Origin of the sequence: Capnocytophaga sp. CM59 (assembly GCF_000293175.1) — a bacterium.
GTDB classification, from domain to species: Bacteria; Bacteroidota; Bacteroidia; order Flavobacteriales; family Flavobacteriaceae; genus Capnocytophaga; species Capnocytophaga granulosa.
In genome coordinates this window covers 16,006-29,273 of the sequence record NZ_ALNN01000038.1, presented here as the reverse complement: position 1 = coordinate 29,273, position 13,268 = coordinate 16,006, and the positions used below count along the sequence as shown (strand labels likewise).

Annotated in this window: 8 protein-coding genes; 1 reads left to right on the top strand and 7 read right to left on the bottom strand. The window is 42.6% G+C overall.

Going from position 1 to position 13,268, the window contains the following annotated elements:
* Window positions 1-117 precede the first annotated feature (117 nt).
* From HMPREF1154_RS09125 to HMPREF1154_RS09110, 4 genes are all read right to left on the bottom strand, one after another.
* On the bottom strand, window positions 118-3,114 hold the full coding sequence (locus HMPREF1154_RS09125; RefSeq protein WP_009642326.1) for a leucine--tRNA ligase: 2,997 nt from the start codon (window positions 3,112-3,114) through the stop codon (window positions 118-120).
* 125 nt (window positions 3,115-3,239) lie between these two features.
* Window positions 3,240-3,449: a hypothetical protein gene (locus HMPREF1154_RS09120; protein WP_009642342.1), complete on the bottom strand. Its 210-nt coding sequence runs from the start codon at window positions 3,447-3,449 to the stop codon at window positions 3,240-3,242.
* Window positions 3,450-3,555: 106 nt separating this feature from the next.
* Window positions 3,556-6,336: a DEAD/DEAH box helicase family protein gene (locus tag HMPREF1154_RS09115; protein WP_009642358.1), complete on the bottom strand. Its 2,781-nt coding sequence runs from the start codon at window positions 6,334-6,336 to the stop codon at window positions 3,556-3,558.
* A gap of 3 nt (window positions 6,337-6,339) precedes the next feature.
* Entirely contained in the window at window positions 6,340-8,187 is a 1,848-nt protein-coding gene (locus tag HMPREF1154_RS09110; RefSeq protein WP_009642346.1) for a site-specific DNA-methyltransferase, read from the bottom strand.
* 218 nt (window positions 8,188-8,405) lie between these two features.
* Here HMPREF1154_RS09110 and radC point away from each other — a divergent pair, with 218 nt between their 5' ends.
* Window positions 8,406-9,110, top strand: a complete 705-nt coding sequence (gene radC / locus HMPREF1154_RS09105) for a RadC family protein (protein WP_009642345.1) — start codon at window positions 8,406-8,408, stop codon at window positions 9,108-9,110.
* Here radC and HMPREF1154_RS09100 read toward each other — a convergent pair.
* From HMPREF1154_RS09100 to HMPREF1154_RS09090, 3 genes are all read right to left on the bottom strand, one after another.
* Window positions 9,107-10,216 (bottom strand): beta-ketoacyl synthase N-terminal-like domain-containing protein, encoded by a 1,110-nt coding sequence (locus tag HMPREF1154_RS09100; RefSeq protein ID WP_009642336.1) that lies wholly within the window; start codon window positions 10,214-10,216, stop codon window positions 9,107-9,109. The genes radC and HMPREF1154_RS09100 overlap by 4 nt on opposite strands.
* Before the next feature lie 47 nt (window positions 10,217-10,263).
* On the bottom strand, window positions 10,264-11,985 hold the full coding sequence (locus tag HMPREF1154_RS09095; protein WP_009642305.1) for a mechanosensitive ion channel family protein: 1,722 nt from the start codon (window positions 11,983-11,985) through the stop codon (window positions 10,264-10,266).
* A 210-nt stretch (window positions 11,986-12,195) separates the two neighbouring features.
* Window positions 12,196-12,762: a hypothetical protein gene (locus tag HMPREF1154_RS09090; protein ID WP_009642316.1), complete on the bottom strand. Its 567-nt coding sequence runs from the start codon at window positions 12,760-12,762 to the stop codon at window positions 12,196-12,198.
* Window positions 12,763-13,268: the final 506 nt, after the last annotated feature.

The following is a 13,268-nucleotide window of genomic DNA, read 5'->3' as shown; positions in this document are numbered from 1 at the left end:
AAATGTTATACTTTAGATATTTTTGCCCGCTTTATTTGAGTTCATAATAAGTACCTACACTTACTCCAAGTTGTTTAAGTGGTTAGCCCTCAATTTCTAATCACTGACAACTAACCACTAACTCACTACGTTAATAATCCTATTGGGTACTACGATGACCTTTTTAGGGGCTTTGCCTTGTAGTTGCTCTATGGTCTGAGGATCAGCGAGGATGGCCTTTTCTATCTCGGCAACAGGCATATCGGTAGGGAAGGCACGCTTGAAGCGTACTTTGCCATTAAACGATACAGGGTATTCCTTGCTGTCTTCCTGCAAATATTGGTCATCATGAGTAGGATAAGGTGCATAAGTGATACTCTCGTTATGACCCAAGTGTTTCCAAAGTTCCTCTGCTATATGAGGGGCAAAAGGCGCTATCAGTATGGCCACAGGTTCCAAAATAGCCTTGTGGTGACACTTGAGGGCAGATAGTTCATTGACACAGATCATAAACTGACTCACAGAGGTATTGAACGAGAAGCTCTGTATATCCTCATTGACTTTCTTAATGGTCTTATGTAGCGCTTTGAGCATCTCAGCCGTTGGGGCCTCATCGGTTACTTGCCAGCCGCTGTCTGAGAAATACAAGCGCCATAGCTTACGCAAGAAATTGTACACGCCCGAAATACCTGCTGTGTTCCAAGGTTTGGCTTGCTCTAAGGGGCCTAAGAACATTTCGTAGAGACGCAAAGTGTCTGCTCCATATTGCTCACAAATATCATCGGGATTGACTACATTATATTTGGATTTGGACATCTTTTCTACTTCTCGCCCTGTGATATATTTGCCATCTTCCTCTAAGACAAACTCCGCATTGGCAAATTCTTTGCGCCACGCCTTGAATTTCTCAATATCCAACTCATCAGAAGTGTCTTTTAGCAAAGAAATATCCACATGAATAGGTTGGATAATAGTATTAATTATTTTTCCTGAGAGTTTTTTCATAAACTCTACCCATTGAGGATATTTAGGGAAAATCTTCTCTAATAAAACAATCGCCAACTTATCATCCTTGAATTTCTTTGAAACAAATATAGGAGGAAAGTTATTAAATGAAAGCTCTTTTACTTCAACTAAATTCACTTCATTACCTTGCTCATCTTTCACTTCCCATAACACTCGGTATGCAAAGGCACTCATTCCCAATATCATTCCCTGATTGATCAGTTTCTTAAACGGTTCTTCCGTAGGGACAAAACCTCGGTCTTTGAGGAATTTGTTCCAAAAACGTGAGTACAAGAGGTGTCCTGTAGCGTGTTCGCTACCTCCTACATAGAGATCTACATTCTGCCAATAGTCGGTTACGGCTTTGGTAGGGAAGAGGGCGCGGTCGCCTTTTTCCATCATATACTCCAACCAATACCACGAAGAGCCTGCCCAGCCTGGCATGGTGTTAAGCTCTAATGGGAATATGGTTTGGTTATCAATAAGTTCGTTGCTCACTATCTTATGATTGGCCGTATCCCATGCCCAAGTAGTAGCATTGCCCAATGGGGGATTACCCTCTTCGGTAGGGAGGTATTTCTCTACTTCAGGTAGAAGTATAGGAAGATATTGTTGCTCAATCATCTGTGGCAAACCATCTTTATAATACACTGGAAAAGGTTCGCCCCAATAGCGCTGACGGGAGAAGACCGCATCACGAAGGCGGTAATTCACTTTTGCTTTGCCTGCTCCCTTAGCTTCTAAAGCGGCCAAAACCTTATCAAAAGCCTCCTTGAAGCTGGTACAACCATCCAATAAATCAGAGTTTTGGTAAGTCATGCCCTCTTTTTCAGTAAAGGCGTTTTCTGAAATATCCTTGTCAAAGATGTTGATCATATCGGGCATACCCTTTGCTCCTTTGAAGTGTTTGGCAAAGGCATGATCACGTTCGTCCCCCGCAGGTACGGCCATCACAGCTCCTGTACCATAGCTGGCCAGTACATAGTCTCCTATCCAGATAGGCACCCTCTTTCCTGTGAGTGGGTGCACCGCATAAGCACCCGTAAAGGCACCCGATACGGTCTTGGTATCGGCCATACGATCACGCTCAGAACGCTTGGCGGTATTGGCTATATAAGCCTCCACTTCTGCGCGCTGCTCCTCAGTGGTGATTTCCAGCACTAAGGGATGCTCTGGGGCAAGTGTAAGGTAAGTAACACCAAAAAGTGTATCAGGACGTGTGGTGAAGACGGTAATTTTGTGATCGCCTTCGGCGACTACAAAGTCTATACTCGCTCCTACTGACTTCCCTATCCAGTTGCGTTGGCTTTCCTTGATACTCTCACTCCAGTCTATGGTGTCTAATCCCTGCAAAAGTCGGTCAGCATAGGCGGTGATACGCATGCTCCACTGGGTCATCTTCTTACGAATCACAGGGTGCCCTCCACGTTCGGAGACGCCATTGACTACCTCGTCATTGGCCAAGACAGTACCCAAAGCAGGACACCAATTCACTTCGGTTTCAGCTAAGTAAGTCAAGCGGTATTTGAGTAAGATACGTTGCTTCTCGGCCTCAGAAAAGGCTTTCCACTGCTCGGCGGTAAAGGTTGGGGTATCGTCATCGCAAGGAGCATCAACCCCTGCATTACCGCCTTTCTCAAAGAGGGCAACGAGGGTCTCTATAGGTTCTGCCTTGTCGGTAGCACGGTTATACCACGAATTGAAGAGTTGAATAAATATCCACTGAGTATGGCGATAGTAGGCCGGATCGGAGGTTTTCACCTCACGGCTCCAGTCAAACGAAAAACCTATCTTGTCCAACTGCTCCCGATAGCGAGCAATATTCTGTGCCGTGGTCAGGGCAGGGTGTTGCCCTGTCTGGATAGCGTACTGCTCAGCAGGTAGGCCAAAACTATCATAGCCTTGGGGGTGCAATACATTGAACCCTTGGTGGCGCTTATAGCGTGCCACAATGTCACTGGCTATATAGCCCAGCGGGTGCCCTACGTGTAAGCCCGCCCCAGAAGGGTAAGGAAACATATCAAGTACATAATACTTGGGTTTGCTAAAGTCATTTACTGACTTATAGCTCTGGTGCTCTGCCCAATAAGCCTGCCAATAGGCTTCTATTTCTTTGTGATTATAGGTCATAAGTGTTGGGTTTCAGGTATTAGATATTAGTTTTATGTGTGTAAAGATAAAAATAATTTATCTATTCTTAAAAAAATAATTTTTTAGGATCATTTCTATTATCAAAAAAGAAAACAATCTCTATTCTATCGGTACAGTCTAGCTTTCTTATGGACTTCTTCACTAGGTATCCCCTTTCCCTCACGGAGTTCTTTCCATCCCTGCTCTATCCCTTCTATGATCTCAGCAGAGAGTTCTTCTTCTTTCTTGACTTCCAGTCCTATGGCTTCCAATACACGTACAGCCATTTGGTATTGTTCAAAAGTAATATTCTTGTTAAATTGTATGGTTCTCATAGTAGTAATTTTCTGCAAAGATAGTGATAATTTGCTAATTAGCTAATATATTGACTTTACTTTATTTTCCATATTCATATTTTTTTAGGTATTACACTGGAATCTATTACTTCATCACTTTATCCAATAGGGTCTTATAATCCTTTACTACTCCATAGCAAATGCCTTTCTCTCCTTGGCTAAGGGCTTTAAAATGGCGTGCTGCACATTCTATTTTAGCTTCTTCTGCTCCACGAAGTTGTGAGCGTTGCCAATCATTCCCTTTGGTCTCATCGGTCTTCTCATACTCTATCTTCTGTATTACTGCCATAGCCTTTTCATCATTGATGATATGGCCTACCTTGCGAATAAACTCCTCTGGATTGAGCTTAAACTGATGGAAAGTATCGGGGCGTATCCCCTTGAGTATGGCTACTATGGTACGTCTTGTAAGCCCTGTGGCCTCTACTAACTTGCCTATGAGGTCATAGGTAACACTGCCTCCTATTCCCTCATTGACTTTGAGGTTTTCTACTTTAGTAAGCTTCATAGCGGCACCTTGCTGTAGGGCTTCTTTGCTCTCTATCTTATCCATGGTGCCTTGTTCCACTACCATTCGTATTTTGGTAACCGTCAGTCTCTCATCTATAGCCTTAATTGCCTTAGCTATGAGTTCGTCAGTCTCAAAATCTACCTTATAGAAAGTCTTGATACTGATCTGCTTCCACAATTTTTGAAATTCATCGCGCTTAAAACGTTCTTCCTGAAAAATAGCTTCTTTAGGTCTGCGGGCATCATCAATTTTGATACTATCGGGGCTTAGTATCTTATCCAAAGTATCAATAATCCCTTGCCTTATCGGCTCCAGTTCCTGCCCAAAATCAAGGGTGCTTTCCGCTTTGGCAGTATAGTAAGCAGGAGTTAGCTGGCCATCATCATTTACATAATTTCGCCTGATAAGCTGGTTGTAAATCTTTCGGGCATGGTCTTCACTTATAGTTACTTGGCTACCATTCTCATTGGTATAAGTATGCCCTACAAAGAGCCTTGGGGTTACCTTCATCGGGCGACTATGTAGGTCGTCTGCAATTTCCTTTTGCAGCTGTTGGGAGAACTGCTGGTAGCTCTCACTGGCAATCACGGTAAGAATATTGATATCGAACACGCCTTCCTTGCCCAATAGCTCGGCATCTTGGCGTACCCCATACTTATCCACACATAGGCGCATCCCACGGCCTACCTCTTGGCGCTTGCTCATCTGGCTATTTCCTTCTTTGAGAAAACAGATCTGGAACACATTGGGGTTGTCCCAGCCCTCACGCAGGGCAGAGTGCGAAAAGATAAAGCGGGTAGGCTCCTCAAAGCTCAGCAGTCGTTCCTTATCCTTCATAATCAGGTCGTAAGCACTCTGATCATCACTGCCGCCCTCGCCTTTTTTCTCTTTCGAATCAATGAAGTTTCCCTTCTTATCCCTTGAAAAATAGCCATTATGCACCTCTTGAGCACGGGACTTCTTGAGGTAATCCAAGTAGGCTGTATCATCAAAGAGTGTAGGCTGGAGTTCTTCTATCACATGAGTGTATTCCTCTTCGAACATTTGGGCATAACTCCCCTTGCTTGAGCTACTTCCTTCATAAATGCGATAATTGTCTACATGGTCTATAAAAAACAAACTCAACACTTTGATTCCTTTGGCAAAGAGCCGTCTTTCGCGCTCTATATGGCTCTTAATCGTCTCGCGTATTTGGGTACGACGCATCACCGCCTCGCTTACCTTACCTACTGCCTCGCCCTGGTGGAGTTCTATCCCATTGAGAAAGCGAACCGTCCCTTTGCGGCCGTCTATACTTTCTACCACAAAATGATTCTTATACTCCTGCAAGTGCCCACTTTGCTCATAGAGATTAAACCCCTCCCCTACCAAACGATTTACTTGCTTGGTGCCAGAGGTGGTACCCATATCAAAATGCAAGCGTGCTTGGGGATTACCTTTGCTTATGAGGATCTCTTCCAGATATACATAGCCATAGGTGGCTATACTGCCTTGCTGGTGAATCCCTTTTACTTCTATCTTCTTGACTAAGTGTTGGTTATAGGCATCGATAGCATCTAGGCGGTAGACCATATTGAGCACCTGGCGGTGGGTAGCCGAGTAGCGCAAGACAAACAGCGGATTGAACTGACTGATAGCCTTGACCGTAGCGGTTCCTGAGGCACGCTGAGGCTCATCAATAATCACAATAGGGTTTGTCTTGGCCAAAACATCAATAGGACGCCTACTACCAAAATCATCGCGTTTGGAAAAGATGATACGTGCTGCCTCATTTCTTTTGTTTGTTTCATTAAAAGAACTGTTGAAGGCTTGGGTGTTGATAATCATCACATGCAGCTTATCATCATCGGCAAAGGCTTGTATTTTGGAGAGCTGTTTGGAGTTATAGATAAAGTGCTGTATACGCTTGCCCTCATACTCGGCTGCAAAGTGGTCATTCATCACCTGAAAACTCTTCTGTACGCCTTCACGAATGGCAATACTCGGTACTATTATGATGAACTTACTCCAGCCATACTGCCTATTGAGTTCGTACATGGTTTTGATATAGGTATAGGTCTTGCCTGTCCCTGTTTCCATCTCTATAGTCAACTGTACCCCCTCACCTTCCAATGCATCAATAGGCTTTATATCCTGCACCATTTGTAGTGAGCGTATATTGGAGGCTATCTCGTGGGAGTTAAGAACCAAGGGATTATTGCCAAAGCCTATTTGCGTAAATGGAATATCACCAGAGCGTAAACCCATATCCATAATATACTCAGCCCTATTGTAGTAGGGCTGTCCTGCAAAGGCATCAATTACCTTTTGAGCGGCATCTGTCTGGAATTGTTGGTGTTTGAATTGTAACTTCATAGCTTATATGACTCTGATTTTGTCCATAGCTTCTTTTTCGTCCCAGCCGAGCTGTTGCTTGAAAATCTCAAAGAGATTGATTTTGTGTTTGTCCTCACTAAAACAGCTATCACGGAAGAGTACCCTAAGACTCACCTTGCTAGCCATAGCCTTTACCACTGCCTCGCTTATGTGTTCGGCAAAGCAGGCTACCAGGTCTCCCTCGTTTACATTGTATACACGGCAACCGTCAATCTCCTCTGTAGAGATAGGCAATGACAGAGGTATCCCCCAACTGAGCATTGCCCCAAAGAGCAGGTCAAGGTCGCTGCGGTCTTCCTTGATATTAGTGGCAAAGAGGTCTAACAGCCCTTGGTCATACTCACTAGGATGACGCTCTACCTCACTGAAGTTGCTACTGTCCAAGCGCAACACACGGAAACCTGTATCAAGCTGGGAAGTAGGGTTTTCCTCCTTTATTTTCTTTCCCGCCCGGCGTATGCGTTCTTTGGCTACCTCAGGTATAGAGGCATAGCCCGCCTTGTGTGCTTCACTATCCTTAGGGGTAGGCTCTCCAAGCTGTACACAGATGTACTTGCGCCTGCCGCCATCTTCTGCATTGAGCTGCATCACGGCATGAGCGGTAGTGGCAGAACCTGAGAAAAAGTCGAGGATAAGAGAGTTCTTATCCGAACCTGCTTCTACTAGCTGCTTGAGTAATTCCACAGGCTTTGGATAAGAAAAGAAAGAAATCCCCAAGGCCTCCAATTCTTTTTTTCCTTCCTCCGAAAGTACCTTGATAATAGTATATAGCTTAGAGGTAGCCTCTGAAACTTTCTCATATCGGCAAATAGTGTGCATGCCTTCTTTGTTAAGCTCTAAAAAGAGCGCACCTTCCTCAAGGAGTCTATCTATCTCTTCCTTTTTTTCTATTCCTTTGTATTGCTCTATCTGTTCGTAGAAACAACGCCTATCTCCGTTACTCTTATCATATTTGCCAAAGGTTTTTCTAAGTATATCATCATTTTTTATGAAGAGCTCACCGTCTATTTCCACTGTTTTTTGCTGGATAACTTTCTTTCTTACCAAGGAAATACAGCTTATGTTGTAAGCATATACCAGTATGTAGTCGTGTCCTTTGACTATATATTTTGCTTGTCCGCCTCCCTTAGCTCTTTGGTGTATGAGTTCTCCTACAAAATTCTCTTCCCCAAATACCTCATCACCTATTTTTCTTAGGTTGTGTACCTCGTTGTCGTCAATAGAGATAAAAATCACCCCATCTTCGCTCAGCAGGGAGCGAGCAACCAGCAGGCGTGGATAGATCATCGAGCACCAATCGGAGTGAAAGCGACCATTGCTGCGGTTATTAGGACGGTAGCGGTTGCCTTGCTCATCTATATCGCCTGTGGCAAGGTCTTCTTCGGCTCGGGAGCGAGCAAAATCATCTTTGTACACAAAGTCACTGCCGGTGTTATAAGGAGGGTCTATATAGATCATCTTAACCTTGCCCATATAAGCTTGTTGCAAGAGCTTGAGCACTTGTAGATTGTCGCCCTCTATATAGAGGTTTTCGGTGGTATCCCAGTCTATAGAGTCTTCAGGGACAGGACGGAGGGTTTGGTCAGTAGCCTCATTAGCCTCTAGGCGTGCAGCCTGCTTGCCTGCCCAAGTGAACTGGTAACGCTCATCGGTACTATCGGCAACGGCATCGCCTAAGAGTTGTTTGAGAGCGTCCCAATCTACCACTTGTTGCCATTGCCCTTGTTGGTTTTGGGTTTCAGTCATACAAGTGGGGAAGAGCTGGCGGAGCTGCTCAAGGTAGTATATCTTCCTCTCTGGGGTCTGGGTATCCAATTGGGTAGGTTTCATGATAGTTTTTCCTGAATAATTTAAACACAAATTTTCTGCAAAGATAATACTAATTGTGAGTTCGACGTAAGCAAAATTATATTTTTTCTCCCACAAAACCAGCTGCCGACTCTCGCTGGCTTTGTGGGAGCTTTCGTTATATAGAACTTACACCAATTAGACAACTTGTAAATGACTTTTTTTTCGTAAATTTGTACTGAGAAAACACAAAAAATCTTATGACTAAGAATCCTTCCTCCCAGCGGCTCTCTATCAAGGACTGGGCAGATAGTGATCGACCACGAGAGAAGATGATCGCCCAAGGTAAGGCCGCACTTACCAATGCAGAACTATTGGCCATTCTTATTGGTTCAGGTAATGCCACTGAAAGTGCGGTAGCACTAAGCCAACGTATTTTGGCCTCAGTGAGTAATAGTCTTACCACACTGGGCAAACAAAGTCTTCAGCAACTACTCACCTTCAAGGGTATAGGCCAGGCCAAGGCTATTACGATTCTAGCCGCTACCGAGCTGGGACGTAGGCGTAGCGCAGAAACTCCTGAGCCTCTACCTAAAATAGAGAGTGCCGAAGATGTTTTTGCCCTTATGCAACCCCTTTTAGGCGAACTGCCTCATGAGGAATTCTGGGTGCTGTATCTAAGCAGTGCTGCCCGTGTGATGCACAAGGCACGGCTCTCGGTAGGGGGTATCACCCATACCGTAGTGGATATTCGCTTGCTGCTTAAAATGGCCTTGGAGCAAGGGGCAGTTTCTATGATCTTGATACACAATCACCCTTCGGGTAGTCCTACTCCCAGCAAGGAGGACTTACAACTCACCCAGCGAGTAAGGGAGGCGGGACAACTATTGGATATACGCCTTCTAGACCATGTGATCATCACTGAAAAGCAGTATAAGAGCTTGGCCGATGAGGGCTTGTGCTAATCCATAAGCCTCAATACCATAGCGGCATTACTTCCGCCAAAGCCTGAAGCGGTCTTGAGTAAGTACTTCACCTGGGCATCTTGGGTTTGGGTGAGGATATGCAGTGGCTCAGAAACACCTGAGGTGTCAAAACCTTCACTTCTAAGGAGCTTTCCCTCTTGGGCAAGTGCCAAACTCACGACCGTCTCCAAGAGACCAGAAGCTCCTAAGGTATGCCCAAAATAGCCTTTGTAGCTACTCAGTGGCGTCTGCTGTAGTCCCGCACGAGTAAAGGCAATAGCCTCCATCTCATCGTTATAGAGGGTACCTGTACCATGGGCATTGACAAAGTCTATTTGGGAGGGGGTAAGCCCTGCTTCAGCTAAGGCTTGGGTGATGCTCAGGTACAATCCCTCCCCTGTACGAGAGGGGGCTGAGATATGGTTGGCATCGTTGATACTGCTACTGCCTAAGATCTCAGCTTGTGCCCAGAAATCATCTTGGGTAAGGAAAACAGCCGCTGTAGCCTCGCCAAGGGTGATGCCATCGCGTGCCTTGTCATAAGGCTTGCACGGACGAGAACTCATTGCCTGAAAAGACTGAAAGCCAGAGAGAACAAACTCGGAAATCTCATCGCCTGCCAAGACCAAGGCACTGTCATAGACATCATTGCGCAGTAGCCTATCGGCTACCGAAAGAGCCACTACGCCCGATACACAGGCATTGGACACTACAATAGGTTCGGTAGTAATTCCTAAAAACCTGGCTATCTTCTTAGCTATCAAGGTAAGGTAAGGCAAGCTCCCTCCCGATTGCAGTTGAGAGATATTCCCCTTGGTAGTGGAGAGTACCAGAGCGGTACGCTCCCCTATCTGCATCATAGGCAGCAGGGGCACCACAGCCAAAAGGAGGAGCTTCTCCAGCCATGTTAGCTCCATATTAGGACTTACAAAAGGAATACACGCCTCCACTTGTTCTGAGGAAATCTTAGCCAAATATACATCGGGTATATGACCAAAATGGGAGAAATATTGTATTCCCGTTTGTCCCTTCAAGAGGGCATCTATATGATCTTGTATGGTAACGCCTAAGGGAGTTACACAATTGTAGAAACGAATGTAAGACAACTTAAATAATGACTAATGATTAATGACTAATGACTAATGATTAATGACTACTGGCGTGATTTAATTTCAATAAATTCAATAGAGGTAAGCTCTATATTGCGCTCACGAAAAGCATTATAAATATTCTTAATCAGGTCGGACTTGATAATATACATATTCTGTGGCTCAAAGGTTACGGCATTGATCTCATAGGTAGCATTCAGTTCGTTGAGCGATATGTGGTATATGTAGGGGGTAATCTTGTCTGTTACGCCCTTAGTGGCCTGAGCGGCAGCAATGAGGGTAGCATCTACGTCCTCCAAGCGGGCATCATAGCGTACTTTCACTTGAGTGGTAACTACCAAACCAGTGGTACGACCTATGGAAGAAAAATTCATAGTGGAAGAGGAGAGTATCATGGAATTGGGTACAGTAACCTCTTCGTTATTAATCGTCTTTAGTCGAGTAACTAAGCTATCCCTATGAATGACCATGCCTATATACTCCCCTACCTTGATCCAATCATTCTCACGAAAAGCACGCATATAAGTGATAAAAATCCCTGCTATCCCATTGGAGATCGTAGAGGACGAACCCAAGGAAATCAATAGCCCCAAGAAAATGGATACTCCCTGAAAGGCGGACGAACCCGATCCAGGCAAGTAAGGGAAAGACACAATAAAGAGAAAGCAGAGAAATAGAATTCTCAAGATATTATAAGTAGGCTTGGCAAATTCCTTGTAGAAGCCCTTGATCTTGAGTGCACCTCGTTCTATTTCGTATAGGAAGAAGCGCATAAGGTTTAGTATCATGCGCCCAATCAAAAGAATAATACCTATGATAATCAAGTTAGGTAAATAATCCAATATAGCATTGCCTATCTGACTGAGTGGGTCTAAAACCAGTTTTAAAAGCTTTTCTGCCCACATTTGGGTAGAAGGAAAAAGCTTTAAGGCAAAAGGAATACTTACAAAAATGATAATAAAAAAGATAACTAATTTTAGCAAGAAAAGTGCTTTTCCAAGGATATACTTCATATTCTCCTTGTTAAGCATTTGGTAATTTTTGAGTTTTAATCCTTTTTTAAAGAAAGATTGCTTTAGTAGCTGCTGTTCAAGCTTTCTAAAAAGAAGATTCAGTAAGTAGAAGAGTGTAATAATGGCTATAACAAATAGAAATAATTCACCAATACGCATAAGACGCTTTTGCATACTGTGTTCTTCCCTATACTGGGTTACAGCTCTCAAAATATTTTTTTGTAAGGATTGAGCTAATTCCTCTTGAGAAAGATGTGCTAAGATAGCATCTTCCTCACTTACGGCTTGTATCCATTCTCCTTGGTAGGTCACCATAAGGAGATCATTTTGAGATTTTATCTTAAGTGAATCCTTTTTAAAAACAGGTAATTCTACTAATTTGCGTAACTTCTTAAGGGTATATTCAGTTCGTTCCAAGGGAGAAGAAAGCCCCAAACTTGCATAGACTGTATAGAGGGTGTCATTCTCAAAGACCAATGGAGATCCATTGGCCTTGGAATAGATACGCTTGATCTCTTCTTGTCGCTGTGCTTTGTAGATTGAATCTTTCTCCGTATCCACACGGCGTATATCCAAAAGCAATAAGGATTGTAACTCTTGGCTCAGTACATTGACCTTGAGCGAATCCTGACTACGCTGTATCTTTAGTTCCCTTATCTGGCGCTGTAATACTTGTAACAGACTGTCCTGAGATTGTCCAAAAGCTGTTACAGAGAATAACCCACTCAAGAGGAGAAATAGACGTAAGTTCATGGTTTATTGGTTTGAAAGGCAAAAATACGAAAATTAATGATTAATACCAATAATGATTAAGTTTTTCTTCCTATATGGGTATAAAAAAAATTGCCTCAATTACGAGGCAATTCCTTTTTTTAACCAATAAATTCCAATATTATGAAACAGTGCAAAGGTACGTCTTTATTTCCAATCTATATATTATTTAATATATATTTAACTTTTTTATTAGTTACAAGTAGTTGTAAAATTGACTTTAGCCTTTCCTTCTTTGTCTGTATCTACTTTTATATTTTTAGGCTTATTCTTTATAGTGGTAAGTTGTATACGCTCAGTTTTTACACAAGTAAGTTTGGGATTACCTGTAAGATTGATATTACTTACTAATTTTGTAGATTTGGATATATCCAATTTAATGAGTTTGTTATTGCTTAGGTTCAGTTCTGTTAAAAGAGGTGCACTAATAACGGCAACAGAAATTTTATTACCTGAAAAATCAGCTTGTTTTAGGTTGGTCATTTTAGCCAATACGTCAAGGTCAGTGATGCTCTTACCTACCACTTTAAGACTTTCTATCTGTGCCAGTTCTCTGTCCTGGAGAACTTTATCACCATTCTTGTCAAATCCATTATTAATAAGATATTCGCTTAGCTTCAACTCAGGAGCATTGTCATCACTGGAAGCATTATCCCTTATCTTAGCATAGTCTTTATTTTCAATTGTATTGGCTATCTTAGATTTATCACAACTAAGCAGGCATACAAGGCCAAGACCTATTAAAAAAATTCTTTTCATGTTTTCTCTATTTTCTTGTTAGTAAATTCACGGGGCAAAGTAAATCATTTTTTTTGATAATATAATAAGTTTTAACACTTATTATTTTGTTAAAATAAAAAAGCAAAGCGTAAATATATGGGTAGTGGATAACCCTCTCAATTATTCACTTTTCAATTTTAAAATCTGTTGATAACTCTACAACAAAAAAGCATTAAAAAGTAGGCTTCTTTGAAAAAGTTGATTATATGCGAAGGCAATTGAGAAAAACAACTTTATTTCTCACAACTTATTAACCGCCATCGAGGAGAAAATGAGGATTATTTTTTCTTGTTTTTATACCCAAATACTTTTAAGAACAAGAAAACGTTTTAGTGAATAAGTCTTCTTACGCTCTATATATCAGTACATTAGTATGCTTACAAATTGTTGATAAACTTCTTTAAGTGTCACATACAAGTATTTTCGCTCATTTTTCTACCTAAATTCACAGCATATTATCATCATCATTTTTTTTATATAAAAAA